The organism is Mycolicibacter hiberniae (assembly GCF_010729485.1).
Lineage (GTDB): Bacteria > Actinomycetota > Actinomycetes > Mycobacteriales > Mycobacteriaceae > Mycobacterium > Mycobacterium hiberniae.
The window spans coordinates 461,932-484,777 of the sequence record NZ_AP022609.1; the positions used below are offsets into that span (position 1 = coordinate 461,932).

At 69.4% G+C, this 22,846-nt stretch carries 22 protein-coding genes and 1 tRNA gene; 10 read left to right on the forward strand and 13 right to left on the reverse strand.

Annotated features, from left to right (window positions below; all coding sequences use genetic code 11):
- The first annotated feature begins 11 nt into the window (after nucleotides 1–11).
- From G6N14_RS02210 to G6N14_RS02230, 5 genes are all read left to right on the forward strand, one after another.
- Complete coding sequence (locus tag G6N14_RS02210) at nucleotides 12–923, forward strand: UTP--glucose-1-phosphate uridylyltransferase (protein ID WP_085135571.1); 912 nt, start codon at nucleotides 12–14, stop codon at nucleotides 921–923.
- 33 nt (nucleotides 924–956) lie between these two features.
- On the forward strand, nucleotides 957–2,225 hold the full coding sequence (glp, locus tag G6N14_RS02215; protein WP_085135570.1) for a molybdotransferase-like divisome protein Glp: 1,269 nt from the start codon (nucleotides 957–959) through the stop codon (nucleotides 2,223–2,225).
- A 10-nt stretch (nucleotides 2,226–2,235) separates the two neighbouring features.
- A complete protein-coding gene (locus G6N14_RS02220; RefSeq protein ID WP_085135569.1) occupies nucleotides 2,236–2,898 on the forward strand; it encodes a GNAT family N-acetyltransferase in 663 nt (220 codons plus the stop codon).
- A gap of 150 nt (nucleotides 2,899–3,048) precedes the next feature.
- The gene (gene sepX, locus G6N14_RS02225; protein ID WP_085135568.1) at nucleotides 3,049–4,185 is read left to right on the forward strand and encodes a divisome protein SepX/GlpR; all 1,137 of its coding nucleotides are present in this window, start codon (nucleotides 3,049–3,051) and stop codon (nucleotides 4,183–4,185) included.
- Between the two features lie 49 nt (nucleotides 4,186–4,234).
- Nucleotides 4,235–4,307: transfer RNA gene (locus G6N14_RS02230), tRNA-Ala, on the forward strand.
- A 15-nt stretch (nucleotides 4,308–4,322) separates the two neighbouring features.
- Here G6N14_RS02230 and G6N14_RS02235 read toward each other — a convergent pair.
- The 5 genes from G6N14_RS02235 to G6N14_RS02255 form a co-directional block, all read right to left on the reverse strand.
- The gene (locus G6N14_RS02235) at nucleotides 4,323–5,390 is read right to left on the reverse strand and encodes a MinD/ParA family ATP-binding protein (protein ID WP_085135616.1); all 1,068 of its coding nucleotides are present in this window, start codon (nucleotides 5,388–5,390) and stop codon (nucleotides 4,323–4,325) included.
- A gap of 155 nt (nucleotides 5,391–5,545) precedes the next feature.
- Nucleotides 5,546–6,496, reverse strand: coding sequence for a DMT family transporter (locus G6N14_RS02240; RefSeq protein WP_085135567.1), 951 nt, complete (start codon nucleotides 6,494–6,496; stop codon nucleotides 5,546–5,548).
- The gene (locus G6N14_RS02245; protein ID WP_085135615.1) at nucleotides 6,493–7,392 is read right to left on the reverse strand and encodes an SDR family oxidoreductase; all 900 of its coding nucleotides are present in this window, start codon (nucleotides 7,390–7,392) and stop codon (nucleotides 6,493–6,495) included. The genes G6N14_RS02240 and G6N14_RS02245 overlap by 4 nt, the downstream gene beginning before the upstream one ends.
- Before the next feature lie 141 nt (nucleotides 7,393–7,533).
- Nucleotides 7,534–8,358 carry a hypothetical protein gene (locus G6N14_RS02250; protein WP_085135566.1) on the reverse strand — a complete coding sequence of 275 codons (825 nt, stop codon included), beginning with the start codon at nucleotides 8,356–8,358 and terminating at the stop codon, nucleotides 7,534–7,536.
- A complete protein-coding gene (locus G6N14_RS02255; protein WP_085135565.1) occupies nucleotides 8,355–8,984 on the reverse strand; it encodes a TetR/AcrR family transcriptional regulator in 630 nt (209 codons plus the stop codon). Before G6N14_RS02255 ends, G6N14_RS02250 begins: the two co-directional genes overlap by 4 nt.
- 127 nt (nucleotides 8,985–9,111) lie before the next feature.
- On the opposite strand from G6N14_RS02255, the gene G6N14_RS02260 reads away from it, so the two are divergent.
- Nucleotides 9,112–10,080 carry an SCO6745 family protein gene (locus tag G6N14_RS02260; protein ID WP_234808905.1) on the forward strand — a complete coding sequence of 323 codons (969 nt, stop codon included), beginning with the start codon at nucleotides 9,112–9,114 and terminating at the stop codon, nucleotides 10,078–10,080.
- Nucleotides 10,081–10,100: 20 nt separating this feature from the next.
- Nucleotides 10,101–11,132, forward strand: coding sequence for an EcsC family protein (locus tag G6N14_RS02265; RefSeq protein ID WP_133054909.1), 1,032 nt, complete (start codon nucleotides 10,101–10,103; stop codon nucleotides 11,130–11,132).
- Between the two features lie 30 nt (nucleotides 11,133–11,162).
- On the opposite strand, the gene G6N14_RS02270 is transcribed toward G6N14_RS02265, so the two are convergent.
- Together G6N14_RS02270 and gdhA are read right to left on the reverse strand one after the other, a co-directional pair.
- Nucleotides 11,163–11,492, reverse strand: a complete 330-nt coding sequence (locus G6N14_RS02270; protein WP_085135563.1) for a DUF732 domain-containing protein — start codon at nucleotides 11,490–11,492, stop codon at nucleotides 11,163–11,165.
- Between the two features lie 91 nt (nucleotides 11,493–11,583).
- A complete protein-coding gene (gene gdhA / locus G6N14_RS02275) occupies nucleotides 11,584–12,933 on the reverse strand; it encodes an NADP-specific glutamate dehydrogenase (RefSeq protein ID WP_085135613.1) in 1,350 nt (449 codons plus the stop codon).
- Nucleotides 12,934–13,158: 225 nt separating this feature from the next.
- Here gdhA and G6N14_RS02280 point away from each other — a divergent pair, with 225 nt between their 5' ends.
- A complete protein-coding gene (locus tag G6N14_RS02280) occupies nucleotides 13,159–14,112 on the forward strand; it encodes an acetyltransferase Pat (protein WP_163787290.1) in 954 nt (317 codons plus the stop codon).
- Nucleotides 14,113–14,154: 42 nt separating this feature from the next.
- Nucleotides 14,155–14,811, forward strand: a complete 657-nt coding sequence (locus G6N14_RS02285) for a DUF5642 family protein (protein ID WP_085135561.1) — start codon at nucleotides 14,155–14,157, stop codon at nucleotides 14,809–14,811.
- Here G6N14_RS02285 and G6N14_RS02290 read toward each other — a convergent pair.
- Together G6N14_RS02290 and G6N14_RS02295 are read right to left on the reverse strand one after the other, a co-directional pair.
- Entirely contained in the window at nucleotides 14,808–15,407 is a 600-nt protein-coding gene (locus G6N14_RS02290) for an alpha-ketoglutarate-dependent dioxygenase AlkB (protein ID WP_179960797.1), read from the reverse strand. The two genes, G6N14_RS02285 and G6N14_RS02290, sit on opposite strands and share 4 nt — an antisense overlap.
- A 47-nt stretch (nucleotides 15,408–15,454) precedes the next feature.
- On the reverse strand, nucleotides 15,455–17,014 hold the full coding sequence (locus G6N14_RS02295; RefSeq protein ID WP_085135559.1) for a dolichyl-phosphate-mannose--protein mannosyltransferase: 1,560 nt from the start codon (nucleotides 17,012–17,014) through the stop codon (nucleotides 15,455–15,457).
- A 24-nt stretch (nucleotides 17,015–17,038) separates the two neighbouring features.
- On the opposite strand from G6N14_RS02295, the gene rsmI reads away from it, so the two are divergent.
- Nucleotides 17,039–17,875: a 16S rRNA (cytidine(1402)-2'-O)-methyltransferase gene (gene rsmI, locus G6N14_RS02300; protein WP_085135558.1), complete on the forward strand. Its 837-nt coding sequence runs from the start codon at nucleotides 17,039–17,041 to the stop codon at nucleotides 17,873–17,875.
- Here the strand turns inward: rsmI and G6N14_RS02305 are convergent.
- The 4 genes from G6N14_RS02305 to metG all read right to left on the reverse strand — a co-directional run bounded on the left by G6N14_RS02305 (nucleotide 17,845) and on the right by metG (nucleotide 22,845).
- Nucleotides 17,845–19,095 (reverse strand): aminodeoxychorismate synthase component I, encoded by a 1,251-nt coding sequence (locus tag G6N14_RS02305; protein WP_085135557.1) that lies wholly within the window; start codon nucleotides 19,093–19,095, stop codon nucleotides 17,845–17,847. The genes rsmI and G6N14_RS02305 overlap by 31 nt on opposite strands.
- 12 nt (nucleotides 19,096–19,107) lie before the next feature.
- Complete coding sequence (locus tag G6N14_RS02310; RefSeq protein ID WP_085135556.1) at nucleotides 19,108–20,013, reverse strand: RNA polymerase sigma-70 factor; 906 nt, start codon at nucleotides 20,011–20,013, stop codon at nucleotides 19,108–19,110.
- Nucleotides 20,010–21,188 carry an NAD(P)/FAD-dependent oxidoreductase gene (locus G6N14_RS02315; protein ID WP_085135555.1) on the reverse strand — a complete coding sequence of 393 codons (1,179 nt, stop codon included), beginning with the start codon at nucleotides 21,186–21,188 and terminating at the stop codon, nucleotides 20,010–20,012. The genes G6N14_RS02310 and G6N14_RS02315 overlap by 4 nt, the downstream gene beginning before the upstream one ends.
- 115 nt (nucleotides 21,189–21,303) lie before the next feature.
- The gene (gene metG, locus G6N14_RS02320; protein ID WP_085135554.1) at nucleotides 21,304–22,845 is read right to left on the reverse strand and encodes a methionine--tRNA ligase; all 1,542 of its coding nucleotides are present in this window, start codon (nucleotides 22,843–22,845) and stop codon (nucleotides 21,304–21,306) included.
- Between the last annotated feature and the right edge of the window lies 1 nt (nucleotide 22,846).

Below are 22,846 nucleotides of genomic sequence, written 5' to 3' on the forward strand. Positions count from 1 at the left end.
TCGTGTGAACAATGCCCACGCCAAAGGTTCCGATGCCGCGCACTGCCATTGTGCCCGCGGCGGGTTTGGGCACCCGTTTTCTGCCCGCCACCAAGACGGTGCCCAAAGAACTGCTGCCCGTCGTCGACACCCCCGGTATCGAGCTGGTCGCCGCCGAGGCCGCTGAGGCCGGTGCCGAGCGGCTGGTGATCGTCACCTCCGAGGGCAAGGACGGCGTGGTCGCGCACTTCGTGGAAGACCTGGTGCTCGAAGGCACGTTGGAGGCGCGCGGGAAGAAGGCCATGCTGGCCAAGGTGCGCCGCGCGCCGCAACTGATCAAGGTCGAATCGGTGGTGCAGGCCGAGCCGCTCGGGCTCGGGCACGCGATCAGCTGCGTCGAGCCCACCTTGTCCGTCGACGAAGACGCCGTCGCGGTGCTGCTGCCCGACGATCTGGTGCTGCCCACCGGGGTGCTGGAGACCATGTCGAAGGTGCGTGCCCGCCGGGGCGGCACCGTGCTGTGCGCCATCGAGGTCAGCCCGGAGGACGTCAGCGCCTACGGCGTCTTCGACGTCGAGCCGCTGCCCGACGGTGACAACCCGGACGTGATGCGGGTCAAGGGGATGGTCGAGAAGCCCAAGGCCCAAGACGCGCCGTCGACCTATGCCGCGGCCGGCCGCTACGTGCTGGACCGGGCGGTGTTCGACGCCCTGCGGCGCATCGACCGTGGGGCCGGCGGCGAGGTCCAGCTGACCGACGCGATTGCCCTGATGATCTCCGAGGGCCATCCCGTGCACGTCGTCGTGCATCGGGGTTCGCGACACGACCTGGGAAATCCGGGCGGCTACCTCAAAGCTGCGGTTGACTTTGCCTTGGACCGTGATGACTACGGTCCGGACCTGCGGCGGTGGCTGGTGGCGCGGCTGGGCTTGGCCCAAAGCTGAGCCGAGGTCAGGCCGCTACGGAGAAAGGCACACGTGCGTTCGGTTGAGGAGCAGCAGGCCCGGGTTGCGGCTGCTGCGGTGGCGCCCCGCCCGGTGCGGGTGGCGATCGCCGAGGCGCAGGGGCTGATGTGCGCCGAAGAGGTGGTCGCCGAGCGGCCCATGCCCGCATTCGACCAGGCTGCCATCGACGGTTACGCGGTGCGCAGTGTGGACGTCCTGGGTGCTGAGGCGATCGGCGACACCTCCGACGGCTCGCAGCGCGAGGAGGCGGTGGTCACGCTGCCGGTGCTCGGCGTCATCGAAGCCGGTGCCCGCACCCCGACCCGGCTGCAACCCAAACTGGCCACCCGGATTCAGACCGGGGCGCCGATGCCCACCCTGGCTGACGCGGTGCTGCCGCTGCGCTGGACCGACGGCGGCAACACCCGGGTCCGGGTGCTGCGCGGCGTGCGCCCCGGCGACTACGTGCGCCGGGTCGGCGACGACGTGCAGCCCGGTGATGTCGCGGTCCGCGCCGGCACCGTGGTCGGGGCCGCGCAGGTGGGGCTGCTGGCCGCCGTGGGCCGCGACCGGGTGCTGGTGCATCCGCGCCCCCGGCTGTCGGTCATGGCGGTGGGCGGCGAACTGGTGGATGTCAACCGCACGCCCGGCAATGGGCAGGTCTACGACGTCGACTCCTATGCGCTGGCCGCCGCCGGCCGGGACGCCGGGGCGGAGGTGAACCGGGTCGGCATCGTCAGCAACGACCCGAAGAAGCTGCGCGAGGTGGTCGAGGGTCAGCTCAACCGGTCCGAAGTGGTGGTGATCGCCGGTGGGGTCGGGGGTGCTGCGGCCGACGAGGTGCGCGCGGTGCTGTCCGAACTCGGTGACGTGGAGGTCGCCCGGATCGCGATGCATCCCGGATCGGTGCAGGGTTTCGGCCAGTTGGGTCCCGAAGGCGTGCCGACGTTCCTGCTGCCCACCAACCCGGTGAGCGCGCTGGTGGTGTTCGAGGTGATGATCCGCCCGCTGATCCGGTTGTCGCTGGGTAAACGCGAGCCGATGCGCCGTATGGTGCGGGCCCGCACCCTGGGGCCGATCAGCTCCATGCCGGGTCGCAAGGGATTCCTGCGGGGCCAGTTGATGCGCGACGAGGAGACCGGGGAGTTCCTGGTGCAGGTGCTCGGGTCCTCGGGTGGTTCGTCGTCGCATCTGCTTGCCACGCTGGCCGAGGCGAACTGCCTGGTGGTGGTGCCCGAAGAGGTCGAGCAGGTCGGCGCCGGCGAGTTGGTGGACGTCGCCTTCCTGGCTCAGCGCGGTTGAGCCCGGGTCCATGTTGGTCAATTGGTGGCCGTTCAAAGCCGTGGAGCATCCCGGCTGGCCGAGTGTGCTCGGGCCGCTGCGGGTGTCGGCCGGGGTGATTCGGCTGCGGCCGGTGCGCATGCGTGACGGGGTGGCCTGGAGCCGCATCCGGTTGGCCGACCGGGCCTATCTGGAGCGGTGGGAGCCCAGTGTGGAGGTGGACTGGGTGACGCGGCATGGCAGTTCCGCGTGGCCGCCGCTGTGCTCCAGCCTGCGCTCGGAGGCCCGCTACGGGCGGATGTTGCCGTACGTGATCGAACTCGACGGCCGGTTCTGCGGCCAGCTGACGGTGGGCAACATCGCGCACGGGGCGCTGCGGTCGGCGTGGATCGGCTACTGGGTGTCGTCTGCGGTGGCGGGCGGGGGAGTGGCTACCGCGGCGGTCGCACTGGGGCTCGACCACTGTTTCGGGCCGGTCCGCCTGCACCGGGTGGAGGCCACCGTGCGGCCGGAGAACGCGGCCAGCCGGGCGGTGCTGGCCAAGGTCGGCTTTCGTGAGGAAGGGCTGCTGCGGCGCTACCTGGACGTGGACGGGGCGTGGCGGGACCACCTGCTGGTGGCGATGACCATCGAAGAGGTGGCCGGATCGGTGACGGCGGCGCTGATTCAGTCTGGCCGGGCCGCCCGCGCCTGACGCGGAATTACCAGGCCAATGTTACCCGTGTGATAGTTGTGACTGACGAGGTCAGAGAGTAAATTACATCGATGTAACTGGTTCGGCGCGTCATCCGAGGCCTGTGTGGCTCCCACACCTAGCCTTGGCTCGGAAAGGAGCAGGCCAACCATGCCCAGCATCCCACAATCATTGCTCTGGATCTCACTGGTCGTTCTCTGGCTGTTCGTACTGGTGCCGATGCTGGTCAGCAAGCGTGACGCGGTGCGTCGAACCAGTGACGTGGCGTTGGCGACCAGGGTCCTGACCAGCGGGTCCAGTGCCCGCCTGCTCAAGCGGGGCGGTCCGGCAGCCGGGCACCGCAGCGACCCGCACTGGCAGCACAGCGGTGTCGACGAGGCCGACGACATCGACGACATCGATGATGTCGATGACGTCGACACCGCGCCCGCCGAGAGCGGTTCTCGGGTATTCGTCGCCGCGGCGGCGGTGTTCGTCGCCGCCGAGCACCGGGTCGGTGAACAGACCGAGCTGGACTACCTGGACGTCGACGTCATCAGCGACGATGCCGGCGAGCTGGCGCAGGCGGCCACCGAAGCGCAGGCCGACGAGGCCGCAGAGGCCGGCGTCATGGCCGAAACCGAAGCTCCGCCCGAGCCGGCGGCCGAATACGAGCCTGAGTACGAGGCCGACGATGAGGCCGGGGCCGACGCCGAGGCTGTCGCCGAGACTGACTACGAGGCCGACGCCGAGGCGGAAGCCGATGCAGAAGCCGATGCCGAGGGTTACGAGTACGAATACGTCGAGGACACCTCCGGGCTGGAACCTGAGGCAGAGCCGCGGCGACCGGGCGTTTCCGGGGTGTCCGCGCGGGCCCGGCGGCCCCGTATCGACACCGCGGCGGCAGTCAGCGCGCGCAAGTACGAGTTCCGCAAGCGGGCGTTGATGTCGCTGGCGGTGGTCCTGGTGCTCTCGGCCCTCACCGCCTTCACCGTGGCGCCCAGCGCCTGGTGGATCTGCGGGGGCGCGGCGGGAGCAACCGTGGTCTATCTGGCCTACCTGCGTCGCCAGACCCGTATCGAACAGCAGGTGCGGGCGCGGCGCGCACGGCGCGCCGACCGGCCGCGCATGCAGCGCGAGGGCGCTCACACCGGCGCGTTCGAGGTGGTGCCGTCACGGCTGCGGCGACCGGGCGTGGCGGTGCTGGAGATCGACGACGAGGACCCGGTCTTCGAGCACCTGGAGTACGCGTCCAGCGGCGGCCGCTACGACTGGCGGGGCGACCTGCCGCGCGCATCCGGTCAGTAGGTCTCGGTTTCAGAGGTCCGGGCGGGGGCTGGTAATCTCCTACCGGTCAGGGGCTATAGCGCAGTTGGTAGCGCGTCTCGTTCGCATCGAGAAGGTCAGGGGTTCGATTCCCCTTAGCTCCACAGAGTTCGAGTAGTTCAGATCGTCCAGCCCAGGTCGCTCAGCCGATCGGCTCTGCGCGCATTTTGATCCGCCAGCGCCGCGGTTATCTCGAACAGTCGTAGCCGGCTCTGCGGGCGAAGCGCGGACTGCGTATCGATAATGCCGCCTTTGGCAAGGTGCGGGTCATACGGCATGTACTCGGCGTGGATCTCGGCTTCGATGAACAGATCGGTCAAGTAGTCTCGGGCATTCGCAGTGGCGTGCTTGCGGCTGTTGTTGAGGATGACCATCGAACGCGCCAGCAGGTCGTCGTAGTCCATGGCGCGCAGCAGATCGATGGCACGCGCGACCGGCATTGCGGTGTCGCCGGTGAGCCCGGACACAAAGATCAAGGCGTCGCAGGAGTTGAACACCGCCCTCATCACCGGATGCTCCAGGTTGTCCGACGTATCGATCAGGACGATCTGGTGCGTGCGGCGCAGGCGGCCCAGCGCCTCGTTCAGCATCGAGGGCACCAGTGGACGAGGCTGGTCGGAAGTCTGATTGCCCGACAGCACATCCAGACCGATGTTGTTCTGGCCGAGATGTTCCCGGATATCGGTGTAGCCTGCCACCGCAGTTTTGGAGATGATCTCGGTGTAGCCGTCAGGGGCGCTGGAATCGATCCGGTCGGCCAATGTCCCGAAGCCCGGTGCGGCGTCGATCGCCACCACGTTGTCCGAGCGGCATTCCCGGAGAATGCCGCCGATACAGGTGGCCAGCGTGGTCTTGCCGACGCCGCCTTTACCCGAGACCACGCCGACTACCAAGTGTTTGGGCATATTCCGACGAATCTGATCGCGCAGTGCGCGGAAACGCTGTTCGACCCGGGATTCCCCCACATTGATGCCGCGGAAGGAGGCCGCATAGACGAGTCGGCGCCAGCCGGAGGCCGGTGCGGGTTTTCGCGGCGCGGGCAGATCCGGAATGTGCAGGATCTCGGAGATGGGGTAATGCCGTGGAGGCCGGCGAATCGCCTCGTTTCCGATCCGGTGGGCACCGGCCTGATGCGGACGCCGATGCGAGCCCCGTTCCATGCTGGGCGTGCTCCACTCGGGCAGCATCGGTGACGATCGGTGCAGGTCGGTCACGGTGCCATTAGTAGCACGGGCGGTCGAGTGCCCATCGCCGATTTGGGGCGGCACGACGAAACCGTTTGCCGGTCGTTACAGTCCTGCGGCTGATCCGGTACGGCGACGGGCCCCGTGGCAGTCCCGGCTCACTGCTGCGGCAACGGGTCGCGCTCCGGCACCGCCGGGACGCTGCCGTCACCTGCCGCCGGTGGGGCGGGCGCGATCTGGGGCGCGGCGGCCCTGGCCTGCACGGCGATCAGGCCCCCGCCGATCACCAGTGCCATGCCCGCGTAGGTGACCAGGGCCGGCGGGTGGTGCCAGACGATCCAGTCGATCAGGGCGGTGAACACGATCACCGAGTAGATACACGGACCGACCTTCTCCGCCGGGGCGTAGCGGTAGGCCAGCACGATCAACACCTGCGAGAACACCTGGGCGAATCCCAGCGCCGCCAGCCAGATCCAGACACCGGCCGGCAGCGGCCGCCAATCTGCGACGGCGAACGGCACCGCCATGAGCGTGGAGAGCAGGAAGTAATAGAACAGCACTCGCGCCATCGGTTCGGTGGCACCGAGCCACCGCACCGTCATCATGGCGATCGCCAGGAACAGCGCACCCGCGAGTGCGGACAGCTCGCCCATACTGAAGCTGGCCGCCTGCGGTTGCAGCACCAACATCACCCCGAGGAAGCCGAGGCCTGCGCCCGTCCAGGTCAGCGCCGAAACTCGTTGCCGTGAAACGGCCCAGGCGATCAGCGGCATCCACAGCGGCGCGCTGTAGGTGAGCAGCGTGGCGTTGGCCAGCGGGATATGCCCGATGGCGAAGAACAGGGCGTACCAGCACCCGGTTCCGGCGGCGGAGCGCAGCACGTGCAGGCCGATTCGATCGGTGCGCACGAACGACCAGCCGCCTCGCACCGCGACCGGGATCACGAACAACAACCCGACGAAGTTCTGCGACAGCAGCAGCACACCGGTCGAGGTGTACTGGCCGGAAACCTTGGCCAACGCCCCGACCAGAGCCACACAGAAGAAGGCGGCTGTGGTCAAACCCGCGCCCAGCAGCAGGTTCTCGGGCCGTCGGCCAGGTGTCGTCATTGCGCTGTGTCCTTGTGGCCGGCCGGCGGCTTCTGCTGGCCGAGCGCGCCGGCCCGGGCGTTGAGCCGGTCGGTCTCGCGTCCCAGGATGGTGTTGAGGACGCGCGGTGCGACCACGTCGACGGCGCGCAGCGCGAGCGCTTTGCGCGGCGCGATGCGGATCGGCCGCAGCTTGCAGGCGGTGACCATCCAGTCAGCGGTCTCCTCGGCGGTGAGTGCGGCGAGTCCGTCGTAGGCACGGGTCGGCGCGATCATCGGCGTCGCCACCAACGGGTAGTAGATGGTCGTGGAGTGCACGCCGGCGCGGCCCCACTCGGTGTCGATGACACGGCTCACGGCGCTCAACGCCGCCTTGGAGGCGTTGTACACGGCGAACATCGGCGACGACTCCGGCAGCACGCGCCAGGTCGCGATGTTGATCACATGCCCGTCACCGCGCTCGATCATTCCCGGAGCCAGGCCCCGGATGAGTCGCAGCGGGGCGTAGTAGTTGAGCGCCATCACGCGCTCGACGTCGTGCCAGCGGTCCAGCGATTCGATCAGCGGCCGCCGGATGGACCTGGCGGCATTGTTGATCAGAATGTCGACGTGCGAAACCTGCTCGACGACGGCATCGACCTGGTCCAGATCGGCCAGATCGGCCCGTATGGCGGTGGCGTCGCCGCCCGCGGCGCAGATCTGTGCCACGACGTCGTCCAGCAGGTCGCCGCGCCGGGCGACGGCGAACACGGTGGCCCCCTCGGCGGCCAGCTTGCGGGCGGCGACTGCGCCGATCCCTGAGGATGCCCCGGTCAAAAGAACGCGCTTGCCGCGCAGATCGATCGGCGATGTGCCGCGCCACCTGGGCATCGGACGCATGCCCGTGCGGCGCATGGCTTTTTTGACGTCTTCGAGAATCACGGGCGGCACTCCAGTCGGGTCGGTACCGGCACGCGGCAAGCCGTGATCAGGGACGCGCCATGTCCGGCGGCGAATACGGGAGACTTTAGAGCACTAACCCGGAGTCCGCTGGGGACGGCCCGGGAATGGCGCCGGTGTCTAGGGGTGCGCGACGAGGTAGGTCTCGTTGCTCAGCCCAGTGGTGAGTTCGTCCACATCGAAGGGGCGGTTCAGGCGCGCGCGCAGCCACTTCGGGTCCATCAATCGGCTGATCTCAGCGGTCTGTCTGGCCAGCAGCATCCCGATGCGCGGGTACAGCCGCCGCATGATGGCGCGTTCGGCAGCGCTGCACCGTGAGGCGCAGTAGCCGACGTGTCCCACTTCGTCGGTCAGGATCTCGCCGTAGAGCCGGTCGATGCGCTCTTGTACCTCGGGTTCGTCGGCGAACAGCTCGTTGCCGATCCGGCGCAACTCGTAGAACATGACGCAGCCGGCCATCTCTGCCGCGCCGACGAACATGGCGCCCCACCGCTCCGGCAGAAACACCGCGATCTTGACGAACTGGCGCATCACGAAGACGGGCGGCACCACCTGGAAGGTCAGATCGAAGATGTCGAGAACGTAGGCCAGCAGCCGCGTGTGGTAGTGCTCCTCGAGTTCCAGATAAACCCGCTCGGGGGGCAGTTCTTTGTCACTGTTGAGCCCGTAGGTCTCGCCCAGGCCGACGCCGAATCGTTCGGTCTGGTTCAGTTTGGCGGTGGCCAGCAGGAACAGCATCTTGGGGTCCAAGCCGGCCTCGGGCCGGCGGCGGCGCAGGTTGCGCACGAAGACGTCCGGGTCGGCAACGTGGCGAGACCGAACCGGATGCGCCTCAAGGTCGTTGAAGAAGGCCTCCCGGTTGGCCAGGCGCCGGTTCAGCAGATCGGCTTCACCATCACGCCGGCGCAGGTACTCACGGTAGCCCTCGATACCGGTGTTGTTCATCGTTTCTCCATTCCTTTGACGATCGTCGTCACATACCGGCGGAACAGGGCATCCGCGGTGGGGGAGTCATGCGCCCCGGTGGCGAGCAAGGCAAACAGCCCCGTCAGGAAGAAGACGCCCAGCTCGGTGGTGTCGGCTTGTGCCGGAACGGATCCCGCTGCCTGTGCCGCGGCGATCGTGGCGGTCACGAACCCCACCAGGGGGTGCTCGGTCAGTTGATCGTCGGTCGGCCGCGTCGTCGAGAACTGCATGCCCAGCATGTCCCGGAAGATGACTTCGCCCAGCCGCTGCTCGGCGTCCAGGACGCGATCGGCCACCAGGGAGAGCACCGCGGTCAACTCGTTGCAGCCGGTCTGTGCGGTGCGCAGTTCGTCGACGATTCTGCTCTCTTCGTTGCGGCGCAATTCCAGCAGCACGTGTTCTTTGGTCGGAAAGTGAAAGTAGAAGGTGCCCCGCGCCACCCCCGCCGCATGGGCGATGGCGCTGACGTCCGCGCCGGCGAGTCCGAACCGGCTGATCTCGGCCACCGCTGCCTCGAACAGCCGGGCCCGGGTCTCGAGTCTGCGGGTCTCGCGGACGCCGCCGGCCGGCGTTCGGGTCCTTTTGACGGCCTTGGCGGAGGTCATCCCCGCACGCTAACAGCATTGGCTGACAGCCGTCAATGACAGTCGTCATCGAACACCGCCCCGGCGATGCGGGAGCCCGGTCCCACTGCCGGGCCGCCGGATCGCCAGAACGCTTAGGGCGCGTCGCTTGAGCACTCGGCCGCCGCAGGCCACCATGGGTGGCCATGCGCGCAGTGATCACTCCCCGAGCGGGCAGACCGTGACCGCGGCAGGCCCGCCGGCGGACGGCGCGCGCTCGGGCGTGCGCGACGCCTGGCAGCTGCTGGAGCCGCTGCACGCCGTCGTCTATTTCTCGCCGGAGCCGCTGGAGGCGCTGCGCGATGCCGGCTATCGCGGCTTCTGGATGGGCTACTTCGCGGGCCGCGCCGCGCCGCTGGGCGCGGTCGGAGCCGAGGTCGTGCACGCGGCGTTCTACAACTTCGCCTACGAACGCGTCGCCAGGGCGCTGCCCGCCGCGTGGCGCTTCGCGCCGCCTGAAGCTGCCCTGCGGGCACGCCAAGCCGGCGCCGTCGCCGCGTTGCGGCGCCAGCTGGCGGACCTGGCCGACGGTCCACACGTGGAGCGCGCGGCCGAACTCGCCGCCCGAGCGGTGGCGGCCGCACCCCTGGCCGGCCGTGTTCTGGGGGCGGCGAATCATGCGCTGCCACTGCCCGAAGAGCCCGTGGCGCGGCTGTGGCACGCGGCGACGGTGCTTCGCGAACATCGCGGCGACGGCCACATCGCGGCCCTTCTGGCCGCGGGGATTGAGGGCCGCGAGTCGCATGTGTTGCACGCCTTGGCCGCCGGGACGTCGCGGCAGACCTACGCGGTGGCCCGTGACTTCACCGACGCCGAATGGAATCAGCTGGTGACCACGCTGCGCGCCAAAGGGTTAGCCGATGCCGGCGGACTCACGCCAGAAGGTGTTCGGCTCAAGGCGCAGATCGAGCAGCAGACCGATCAGCTCGCCGCCCCGGCATACGCCACGCTGACCGAGGCTGAACTGCGCGAGATGATCCGCGCGCTGGCGCCGCTGACCCGGGCGGTAGCGGGGGCCGGTGAGATCCCGCTGGACTCACCGATGGGGCTTGATCTCCGGCCCCTCCTCGACCCGTAGCGGCCGGTAGGATTTCCCTCGTGGCCCCGTCTGGTCAGCCGGACATGTCCCCGTACGAACGCACGCAATGGGACGCGCTGCTGGACGCGACCACCGGCGGCGAGCCGGCCGGATGGTTCGACGGGCTCCGGCGCGGCGTCGCCGGCCGGGCCAAAGACGTAGCGTCCCAAGTCCGTTCCGGGGTGCAACAAGTCCCCGGCGCCACGGCGGCCATCGGCAAGATGGACCAGCTCACCACCAAAGCGCTCGAAGGTGTGCACACCCTGCTGGTGCAACGAGGGCTTCATTCGGTCACACCGGACAGCGTCTTCGCCATGTTCGCCGAGCACGGCGCCTCGGTCGGATCCTATGACCAGGTTCGCGGTCTCGATCTGGAAATGTGCGACCGTTCGGTACCCCGCCGCCGGGAGCGCTACATCGCCTTGGCGGTGGCCGAAGGCGCGGCGTCCTCGCTGGTGGTCACGGGTTCAGCGGTGTCGAGCGTGGTCTCGGCAGGCTCCACCTTGCCGGTTGCCGCCTCAGCCGTCGTGGCGGACGTGACCGCCGTGCTGGTGGGGATGGGGCGCATCGTGGCTTTGGTTGCGGCGCATTACGGTTACGACGTCCGCGAGCCCGACGAGCAGGCGTTCGCCTCCGGGGTGATCGCCTGCTGTGCCGCCGGCGACTCGGCGGAGAAGGCCGCGGCACTGGCGTCGCTGTCCCGGCTGACCCAGCAGATGATGCGGCAGGCGTCGTGGCGCCATATCCCGCCGCAGCAGGCCGACAACGTGATCCAGCAGGTCTGGGTGGCGCTGGGATTCCGCCTTGCCAAGAACAAGGTGGCGCAAGCCGTCCCGGTCTTGGGTGCGGTGGTCAACGGCGGACTCAACGCACGCATCGCCCACCGAACGTTCGAGCGTGCCCAGCAGGCCTATCGGCTGCGGTTTCTGACCGAAAAGTACGACTTGGACGCCGGATCCTGGGCACCGGCGGTGCCATCGGGCAGTGCCATCGGCATCCCCCTGATCGACGAGTTGTTGGCCCGTTCGGGTGACGGCGCTGCCCCCGACTGACTGGTCGGCGCCGGGGACGCGGCGCGCAGATCAGTGCAGGGTGTCAGGGCACAGTTCGTGCTGGGCGATGTCGATCACCGGGCGCAGATTGGTGGTGAGGTCATCGACCATGGAGGGCCCGCCGAACGACGGCCGGCGCACGTAGTTGGCCACCACGTCGTCGACGGTGGCGCCGCTGCGCAACTGGTTGCAGAACCGGTGCCCGGCGGACAGGCGAGCGTTGGGCGGACCGGATCGAAAGACGCCGTGGGCGTCGAGGGATGCGAGGTAGCTGGCGTCGTCGGCGTGGGCCGGTGCGCTGCCGAGCAGGGCGAGGGCGGCGGTCCCGGCGAGCACAGCTGCGCCCAGAGTCCGTTTCATACCGGCGATGCTACGGCCAATCGACATTGACTCTGCGGCTACCGGGCACAAGTGCGAGAACATCGCCTGGTAGCCGCAGAGTCAACGGTCGTCAGATCAGGCCCAGCGCGGTCATCGCGTCGGCCACCTGGATGAACCCGGCGATGTTGGCGCCCAGGATGTAGTTGCCGGGGGCGCCGTACTCGTCGGCGGTGACCAGGCAGCGGTGGTGGATGCTCTGCATGATCGCCGCCAGCCGCTGCTCGGTGTACTCGAAGCTCCACGAGTCCCGCGACGCGTTCTGCTGCATCTCCAGGGCGCTGGTGGCCACGCCCCCGGCGTTGGCCGCCTTACCCGGGGCCACGGTCACACCGGCCTCGCTGAACACCTTGACGGCGGCCGGGGTGCACGGCATGTTCGCGCCTTCGGCGACGATCTTGCACCCGTTGCGGGCCAGCGTGGCGGCGTGGCTGTCGTGGAGCTCGTTCTGGGTGGCCGAGGGCACCGCGATCTGACAGGGCACGTCCCAGATGGACCCGTCGTTGACGAACCGCGTCGTGCCGCCGCGGGCCTGGGCGTAGGCCTCGATCCGCTCGCGCTTGACCTCTTTGATCTCCTTGAGCAGCTCCAGGTCGATGCCCTTCTCGTCGACGATGTAGCCGCTGGAGTCCGAGCAGGCCACCACGGTGCCGCCCAGCTGGTGGATCTTCTCGATCGCGTAGATGGCCACGTTGCCCGAGCCGGAGACCACGGCCCGCTTGCCCTCGAAGGAGTCTTTGGAGGTCTTGAGGATCTCGTCGGCGAAGAACACCGCGCCGTATCCGGTGGCCTCGGTGCGGACCTGCGATCCGCCCCAGGTCAGACCCTTGCCGGTCAGCACTCCCGACTCGTAGCGGTTGGTGATGCGCTTGTACTGGCCGAACAGGTAGCCGATCTCCCGGCCGCCCACGCCGATGTCGCCGGCCGGGACGTCGGTGTACTCACCCAGGTGGCGGTAGAGCTCAGTCATGAAGGACTGGCAGAACCGCATGATCTCGTTGTCGGAGCGGCCCTTGGGGTCGAAGTCGGACCCGCCCTTGCCTCCGCCGATGGGCAGACCGGTCAGGGAGTTCTTGAAGATCTGCTCGAAGCCCAGGAACTTCACGATGCCCAGGTACACCGAGGGGTGGAATCGCAGGCCGCCCTTGTAGGGGCCCAGAGCCGAGTTGAACTCCACGCGGAACCCGCGGTTGATCTGCACCGCGCCGTTGTCGTCGAGCCAGGGCACGCGGAAGATGATCTGGCGCTCGGGCTCGCACATGCGCCGGATGACGGCGCTGTTGACGTACTCGGGGTGCTTGGTCACCACCGGCCCGAGGCTGCTGAGCACCTCGAAAACGGCCTGATGGAACTCGGCCTCACCGGGGTTACGCCGCAGCACCTCATCGTAGATGTCGTGCAGCTTCGGGTTCAGTTCGCTCATGTTGGAGATCTCTTCCTCGCGTGTCGCTCTCGCGGCCACAGGGTATCGGCCCAGATCGTCAACGCCGAATCCTGGCCGTTACGGCATTGTTAAATCATTAACGTTGCGGACACACCGGCTAGCCTTGGACAGGCGAACAGGTGGGAGCAGTCCATGGCGAAGTCGCACCCCGACCCGGTGCCCACAGCACCGAGTGGAGCGTTCACCGCCGCAGGCCTCGCGGAGATGGAGATCTTCGCCGGGTGCTCGGCGGACCAGCTGGTTCCGCTGGTCGCCGCGCTGCGTGCACTGGAGGCCCCCGCCGGCGCCGAGCTGATGCGCCAGGGCGAACAGGCCCTGTCGTTTCTGCTGATCTCCTCGGGATCGGCCGAGGTCAGGCATGTCGGCGACGACGGCGCCGTGGTTGTCAACGAGGTTACCGCCGGCATGGTGGTCGGCGAGATCGCGCTGCTGCGCCAGGGCCTGCGGACGGCGACAGTCACCACCGTGACCCCGCTGACCGGCTGGATCGGCGACGAGGACGCCTTCCACGAGATGGTGCACGTGCCCGACGTGCTGGGGCGATTGGTGCGCATCGCCCGGCAGCGTCTGGCCGCCTACATCGACGCCGTGCCGATGCGCGACCGCAAAGGCGCCGAGCTGCTGCTGCGGCCGGTGCTGCCCGGCGACAGTGCACGAACCGTTGGGGGCCATGTCACATTCTCCGGCGAGACGCTGTATCGGCGCTTCCAGACCACCCGCACCCCGAGTCCGGCGCTGATGCACTACCTGTTCGAGGTCGACTACGTCGATCACTTCGTGTGGGTGGTCACCGAGCCCGACGGCTCGATCGTCGGCGACGGACGATTCGTCCGCGACCCGGAAAACCCGACGGTCGCCGAGGTCGCCTTCATCGTGGGCGACATCTATCAGGGCCGTGGAATCGGCACCTATCTGATGGGAGCGGTGTCGGTCATCGCCCGATTCGAGGGCGTCGAGAAGTTCACCGCGCGGGTGCTCTCGGAGAACGCGTCCATGCGGGCCATCCTCGACCGGCTGGGTGCCTATTGGCAGCGCGACGATCCGGGTGTGGTCACCACGGTCCTCGACGTTCCCGGCCCCGACCGGCTGCCGTTCGACCGTGCCACCGCCGAACGGATCAAAGAGGTTGGCCGCCAAGCGATCCAAGCCGTAGGGTGACCGCTTCCATCGCCCCTGGTGGCGTTGGGTAAATTGGCTCCGATGTTGACCCTTCGTGCGGTGCTGGCCCTCGGCTGTGTGTGCCTGCTCGCTGCCTGCAGCCCGAGTCCCGCGGAGGTTTCCGCCGACATCGACAAGGTGGTCGAGCTGAAGTCGTCCTTCAGTTCGGAGTTCGCGGTCCGGGCCACCTCGCGCACCGGGATCGACCCCAAGCTGCTGGCGGGCACCGCGCTGCCGCCGGGCCTGACCTTCGACCCGGCCGACTGCTCGGTGTTCGCGGTCAGCCAGCAGTTGCCGCAGGGCGTGCAGGGCAACATGGCGGCGGTGGCCGCCGAAGGCAAGGGCAACCGGTTCATCACCATCGCGCTGGAGACCTCCGAGCCGGTTCCGGTCAACGAGCCGGGACGCACCTGCCGCCGGATCGGCTTCTCGGGCGGCCAGATGCGCGGGCTGATCGAGACGGTCGAGGCCCCGCACATCGACGGGGTGAAGACGATGGGTGTGCACCGGGTGATCGAGGCGGTCGCGGCCGGCAAGCCCCGCGTCGGCGAGCTCTACAACTACGCCGCATACTTTGGCCCCTACCAGGTGCTGGTGACCGCCAACCCCCTGGTGCACCCGGGCAAGCCCGTCACCCCGGTCGACACCGCCCGGGCGCGTGAACTGCTGGTGGCGGCGGTGGAGGCGGTCCGCAACTAGCGGACCCCGCGGGGTCGGAACTGGATGCTGATCCGTGGGCCGGTGGCCGCCGCCGTCTTGGGAATGGCGTGCTCCCACGTGCGCTGACAGGAACCGCCCATCACCACCAGGTCGCCATGGTGTTGGGCCAACCGCAGCGACTGACCGCCGCCGCGGGGCCGCAGCGCCAGCGTGCGGGTGGCGCCGACACTGACGATGGCCACCATGGTGTCCTGGGTGGCGCCGCGGCCCAGTGTGTCGCCATGCCAGGCCACGCTGTCGCCCCCGTGCCGGTAGAGGCACAGCCCCGCCGAGGTGAACGGCTCGCCCAGTTCGCCGGCGTAGATGTCGTTGAGCCGGCGGCGCAGCTTGGCCAGCAGCGGGTGCGGCGCATCCCCGGCGGACAGGTCGTGGAAACTGACCAGGCGCGGTACGTCGAGCACCCGGTCGTACATCCGGCGGCGCTCCGCCCGCCAGGGAATGGCCGCCTGCAGTTCGCCGAGCAGGTCGGCGCTGGCATCGCTGAGCCAGCCGGGCCGGACGTCGAGCCACGCTCCCCGGCCGAGCTCCCGACGCTCGCTGAAGTCGAACAGCGACTCCTGTACCGGTATCGCCACAGCGCCCAGCATATCGCACACCTGTTCGACTCCCTGGCGCGGACACTTTACGACCAGCTGGGCAGCCAGATCTCCATGTTCCAGGTGGCCGGGGAGATCGGCACGCCGGTCAGAATCGGGTACAGCCAGGCGAAGTTGGTCAGGACCAGGGCCAGGTAACACGACACCGCGAGCAGTCCGAGCGACCAGCGCTCCATGGTGCCGGATCTGCCGTTGTTGACGATGTCGATGCAGATCAGCGCCAACAGCATCGCCAGGAACGGTGCCATGGGCACCGCATAGAAGAAGTACATCTGCCGGTCGATGCCGGCGAACCACGGCAGCCAGCCCGCGCAGTAGCCCACCAGCGCCGCCGCGTAGCGCCAGTCGTGGCGCACCAGGCTGCGCCACAACGCGTAACCGAGCACCGGAACGGCCAGCCACCACATGGCCGGGGTGCCCACCAGCATCACCGCCTTGACGCAGGACACCGCGCCGCAGCCGGGGACGTCGTGCTGGTCGATCGCATACAGCACCGGGCGCAGCGACATCGGCCACGTCCACGGCTTGGACTCCCAGGGGTGGTGGTTACCGGCGCTGTTGGTCAGCCCGGAGTGGAAGTGATACGCCTGGTAGGTGTAGTGCCACAGCGAGCGCAGGGCGTCGGGCACCGGGAAGCGGCTCTCGAACCCGACCGACTGGCCGACGGCGTGGCGGTCCACCGCGGTCTCGGAGGCGAACCACGGGGCGTAGGACGCCAGATACACCCCGAACGGGATGAGCAGCATCGCGTAGGCGGTGGGGCAGACGTCGCGGCGCAGCGTCCCCAGCCAGGGCCGCCGCACCCGGTATTGCCGGCGGGCGGCGACATCGAACGCCAGCGACATGGCGCCGAAGAACACCACGAAGTACAGGCCCGACCACTTGGTGGCGCAGGCCAGCCCGAGCAGCACGCCTGCCCCGAACCGCCACCAGCGCACCCCCAGCCGCGGGCCCCACGGCGTCGCGCCGCAGCGATCCTCGGTCAGCACGGTGTGCATTCGCATGCGGACCTGGTCGCGGTCGACGATCAGCGCCCCGAAGGCACTCACCACGAAGAAGGTCAGGAAGCCGTCCAGCAATGCGGTGCGCGCCGCGACGAAGCTGACCCCGTCACCCACCAGCAGCAGCCCGGCGATTCCGCCGGCCAGCGTGGAGCGGGTCATGCGCCGCACGATCCGAACCAGCAGGGCGATCGTGAGCACCCCGAGCAGCGCGCTGGTGAACCGCCAGCCCAGCCCGTTGTAGCCGAACAGGGCCTCACCGATCGCGATCAACTGCTTGCCGACCGGCGGGTGCACCACCAGGCCGTAGCCGGGATTGTCCTCCACGCCGTGGTTGTGCAGCATCTGCCAGGCCTGCGGGGCGTAGTGCTTCTCGTCGAAGATCGGGGTTCCGGCGTCGGTCGGGGTGTGCAGGTTGGCGAAGCGGGTCACCGCGGCCAACAGCGTCACCGCCACGGTCACCGCCACCCCCCGGGCCCGGTCGGTCGGCCCGAAATCGGCGACCGGCACCAGCAATCCCGGACTGATCATCGGCGCGGCGCGCTCCGGCACGGCCGCAGGCTTCGTAGCGGTCGGAGCGCTCATTCAGACGATCGTAGGCTGTGCGCCATGCCCGATGGTCGATTGCTGCTGGGAGCCACTCCGCTGGGCCAGCCCGCCGACGCCTCGCCGCGCCTGCTGGAGGCGCTGCGCAGCGCTGACGTGGTGGCCGCCGAGGACACCCGGCGGCTGCGGACCCTGGCCAAGGCGCTCGGCGTGCAGATCGCCGGCCGGGTGGTCAGTCTGTTCGACGCCAACGAGGCGACTCGGGTGCCGGCGCTGCTCGCCGACATCGAGGCCGGCGCCACGGTGCTGGTGGTCAGCGACGCGGGGATGCCACTGATCAGCGACCCGGGTTACCGCCTGGTGGCCGCCTGCGCCGAGGCCGGCCTGCCGGTGTCGTGTCTGCCCGGCCCCTCGGCGGTCACGACGGCGCTGGCGGTGTCCGGGCTGGCTTCGGACCGGTTCTGCTTCGAGGGCTTTGCGCCGCGCCGGCCGGCGGCGCGCCGGGCGTGGCTGGCGTCGCTGGCCGACGAACGGCGCACCTGCGTGTTTTTCGAATCGCCGCGGCGGCTGGCGCAATGCCTGCGCGACGCGGTCGACGAACTCGGCGGGCGACGCCGCGCGGTGGTGTGCCGGGAGCTGACCAAGACCCACGAAGAGGTGTTGCGCGGGACGCTGTCCGAGCTGGCCGAGTGGGCGTCCGGGGAGGTGCTGGGGGAGATCACCGTGGTGCTCGCCGGTGCCAGTCCGCGTGCGGACCTGCCGACCCTGGTGGCCGAGGTAGACCGGCTGACCGCCGACGGTATGCGGGTCAAGGACGCCTGCGCGCAGGCGATCGCCGCTGCCGGAGCGCCGGTGTCCCGGCGTGAGCTCTATGACGCGGTGCTGCGTTCCCGGGACTGACCGGCGCCGACGATCGGGGCGGCCTTGTGCAGGCACTCCTGCCATTCGGCGTCGACGTCGGAGTCCGCGGTGATCCCACCGCCGACACCGAGCACCGCGCCTCCGGCGGCGTCGAACTCCACCGTGCGGATCGCCACGTTGAGTTCGGCGCCGGCCACCGGTGACGCCAATCCCACCGTGCCGCAGTAGGCCCCGCGACGTGAGGGCTCCCAGGTGGAAAGGAGCTGACGGGCGCGGTGTTTGGGGGTCCCGGTCACCGAGGCGGGCGGGAATGTCGCCGCCAGCAGTTCCGCCATGCTCAGCTGTTCGGGCACCCGGGCGGAAACGGTCGACACCAGATGCCATACGCCCGGCGCGGGCCGCACCGCCAGCAGTTCGGGCACGGTGACGGTCCCGGTGATCGCCACCCGGCCCAGGTCGTTGCGGACCAGGTCCACGATCATGATGTTCTCGGCGACATCCTTGGCTGAGGCGCGCAGCGCCGACGGGCGGGCGTAGTGCGGCAGGGTGCCCTTGATGGGGCTGGAGGCCACCACCTGTCCCCGTCGGCGCAGGAACAGCTCGGGAGACAGTGAGGCCACCGCGCCCCAGCCGCCTGCGACATAGGCGGCCCGGGCCGGGCCGGTGCGCGCCACCGCGTCGGCGAAGAAGTCCAGCGGGGCGCCGGTGACGGTTCCGGTGAAGCGGGTGCACACGCAGGCCTGATACACCTCACCGGACCGGATGGCCTCCAGGCAGGCCAGCACCCCGGCGCGGTGGGCCTGCCGATCCGGTGTCTCCCAGTAGATGCGGCAATCACGGGCCGGGGCGGGGGTGCTCAGCGCCTGTGCCAGCCAGCTCGGCATGGCTGCGCCGGACAGGCTCTCGAACCACCACTGGCCCTCGTCATCGTGCCGGAGCACACAGTCGGTCCAGCCACCGGCGGCCTCGGGAATACGCGGCCCCAGTCCGTCGGCGCCGGCGTCGGGATAGGACAGGTAGCCGATCCAACCGCCGCCCACCGCCCCGGGCGGGGCGTCGGCGACGGGTTCGGCCAGCTCGAACACCGAATCGGGATCGACCGGTTCGACGGCCACGCTCGGCGCGATCACCGCCTGGGATCCGAACCACTCGCCGGTCAGCGCGGCCGGCGGCGGCAGGCCCCGCCTGCCGGTGGCGTCGCCGACCGCGCGCAGCACCTCTGGTGCCGCCCCTAGGTCGCCGAGCCGCTCGATCCGCACGGCACTAGCTTGTCAGACATCCGCGCCGCGGGTGATCTCGCGGGCGGCGGCCACCGCGGCCAGCTTGTCCGGGTTGCGCATCGCGTAGAAGTTCGTGATCAGCCCGTCGACGATCTCGACGGTGAACACGCCCTCCAGGCGGTCGGCGCGGTAGAGCAGCACCGCGGGGGCGGAGTTGCAGACCCCCATGTCAACGCGCGCATCGGGCATCTGCGCACCCTGGCGCAGCAGGCCGATGACGGTCCGGGCGACCTTGTCGGCGCCGAGGATCGGTCGTCGCGCCGCAGTGGCCTTGCCGCCGCTGTCGGCGGTCCAGGCCACGTCGGGCGCCAGCATCGACAGCACCGTCGTCAGGTCGCCGCCCGCCGCCGCGGTCAGGAACTCCGTGGTGATCCGGGCGCTCTCGGCCGGGTCCAGCGGGGTGTAGCGCGGCCGCCGGGCCTGGACATGGCCGCGCGCCCGGTGGGCGACCTGTCGAGCCGCGGTCTCGGTTTTGCCGATCGCGGCCGCGATCTCGTCGTAGCCGAACCCGAACACCTCACGCAGCACGAACACGGCCCGCTCGTCGGGACTCAGCGTCTCCAGAACCACCAGCATGGCCATCGACACCGATTCGGCCAGCACCACGTCGGAAGAGGGGTCCTGCTCGGTGAGCAGCAGGGGTTCGGGCAGCCACGGGCCGACGTACTCCTCCCGGCGCCGGCTACTGGCCCGCAGCGTATTGAGGGCCTGGTGGGTGACCAGCCGGGCCAGGTATGCCTTGACGTCTCGGACCCCGGCCAGGTCCACCTCGGCCCAGCGCAGATAGCTGTCCTGCAACACATCGTCGGACTCGGTCGCCGAGCCCAGAATCTCGTAGGCGATGGTGAACAGCAGGGGCCGCAGCTCGGTGAACCGGTCAGCGTGCTCGTCTTTCACACCGCCGCCTCTCGTCGGCCCTGCCCCGGTGCCGGTTGGGCGGTCCGGGTGCCGCTCTTCATCCAACGGTACGAGCCCGGTGCGATCGCCTCACCCCGAATCCACTTCACCGTGGACCGGCAGATGGCCTCCTTGACCACGGCGCCGAGCCGGCCGCCGGCGAACGCCTTGATCGGGGTGTCGTCGCGGTGCGACATCTGCACGGTCGCCGCGTGGCGGCCCACACTGATGCATTGTGCGGCGAACGCCTGGTCCACGGCCGCCGGTGCGGTGTCGGCGATTCGCGCCAACACGGTGTTGGCGGCCTGGGCGCCCAGCGGCAGCGCTGCCTGGCAGCTCATCCGCAGTGGCCTGCCCGAGGGGGCAACGGCGTCCCCGGCCGCCACAATCCACGGGTTGTCGACGCTGGTCAGGGTCTCGTCGGTGAGCAGCCGGCCCAGCGTGTCGGTGGCCAGCCCACTGGTGGCAGCCAGATCCGGCACCCCGAATCCCGCTGTCCAGACCGTCACCGCGCTGGGCAGCACCGTGCCGTCGTCCAGCACCACGGCATCGGGGCGCACCTCGGCCACCACCGCGGCTTCGCGCACCGCGACCCCCAGCTTGCGCAGGGCCTTGGCCACCGAGTGGCGGCCCGCCGCGTGCAGTGACGGTCCCAGCCGCCCGCCGCAGACCAGGGTCACCGCCCGTCCCGGCGCGGCCAGCTCGGCCGCCGCCTCGATTCCGGTCAGCCCGCCGCCGACCACCGTCACCGCGGCCTCCGGGTCCACCGTGTCGAGTCGGGCCAGCAGCCGCGCAGCGGACTCGAACTCGCTCATGGAGTAGGCGAATTCGGCGGCGCCGGGGACAGCCGGGGTGATCGCGCCGGTGCTGCCGACCGCGTAGATGAGGTAGTCGTAGCGCAGTACGGTGCCCGAGGCCAGCCGGATGCGCCGGTCCGCGGCGTCGATTGCGGTGGCGGAGTCGACCAGCAGCCCGATCCCGTCACCGAGCAGCTCGGAGTAGTCCACGGTGGCCGTGCCCGTGCCGGCGATGTACTGGTGCAGCCGGATGCGCTCGACGAAAACCGGCCGCGGGTTGACCACGGTGATGTCGACGGCCGGATTCCGGCGCAGTCGGTTGGCGGCCAGGGTGCCGGCATAGCCGCCGCCGAGGATGACGACCTGGATGCGGGTCATGGGTGGCTCCTGTCGTTGAAGGTGCTTATGCCTTCAAGACACCGCGGAGCCCGAAAATGTGACACGGACCGGCCGGGCTTCGCCGGTCTCACCGCCGCGGCCGGGCCGGCACCGTTTAGGGCTGGTGGCGCGGGAAAACCCCGGACGGCGGCGGCAGGTGCCGTCCCGCTGTCAGCCGGTTGGGCACGGCGGTGAACGCCCGCTGCTCGCTGGGCTGGCCCAGCAGGTCCAGCAGCTTGGCCGCCGAGTCCGGCATCACCGGCTGCACCAGCAGCGCCGCGATCCGCACCACCTCGAGGGTGGTGTACAGGACGGTGCCGAAGCGGGCCTGGTCCGCCGCGGACTCGCTCTTGGCCAGCTTCCACGGCTCGTGGGCGGAGAAGTACCGGTTGGCCGCGCCCAGCATCAGCCAGATCGCCTCGAGTCCCAGGTGCATGGACTGGGTGCCGAACGCGTCCCGCACCCTGTCCAGCAGGCCGTCGGCCAGCGCCAGCAACTCGGCGTCGTCCGCGGTCGGCGCGGTCGGCTCGGGCACCACCCCGGCCAGGTTCTTGGCCACCATCGACAGCGAGCGCTGCGCCAGGTTGCCCAGTTCGTTGGCCAGATCGGCGTTGACCCGGCTGATCATGGCCTCGTCGGAGATGCTGCCGTCCTGGCCGAACGGGATCTCCCGCAGCAGAAAATAACGCACCTGGTCCACGCCGTACTTGTCGACGAACGCGACCGGATCGATGACATTGCCCACCGACTTGCTCATCTTCTCGCCGCTGTTGAGCAGGAAGCCGTGCGCGAAGACTCGGCGCGGCAGTTCGACACCGGCCGACATCAGAAACGCCGGCCAGTACACGGTGTGGAATCGGATGATGTCCTTGCCGATCATGTGCAGATCCGCCGGCCAGTACCGGCGGAACGCCGCGGACTCGGTGTCCGGGTAGCCGACCCCGGTCAGATAGTTGGTCAGCGCGTCCACCCACACGTACATCACATGGTCGGGGTGTCCGGGCACCGGTACGCCCCAGTCGAACGACGTGCGCGAGATCGACAGGTCGCGCAGGCCGCCGGAGACAAAGCTGATGACCTCGTTGCGGCGCACCTCCGGGGCGATGAAATCCGGATGCGTCTCGTAGTGTGCCATCAGCCGCTCGGCGTAGGCCGAGAGGCGGAAGAAGTAGGTCTGCTCCTCGGTCCAGGTGACCGGGGCCCCGGTTTCGGCGGCCACCCGCGAACCGTCTTCCGTCAGCCGTGTCTCGCCCTCGGTGAAGAACCGCTCGTCGCGCACCGAGTACCAGCCGGAGTAGGCGTCCAGGTAGATGTCGCCGGCGTCGACCATGCGCTGCCAGATCGCCTTGGAGGCCTCCAGGTGGTCGGCGTCGGTGGTGCGGATGAACCGGTCGAACGAGATGTTGAGCTTGCGCTGCAGGTTCTCGAAGACATCGGAGTTACGCCGTGCCAGCTCCGCGGTCGGGATGCCCTCGGCCGCGGCGGTCTCCGCCATCTTCAGACCGTGCTCGTCGGTCCCGGTCAGGTACCGCACGTCGTATCCGTCGAGCCGGTGGAATCGGGCGATCGCGTCGGTGGCGATGTACTCGTAGGCGTGACCGATGTGCGGGTCACCGTTGGGGTAGGTGATCGCGGTGGTGACGTAGAAGGGCTTCATC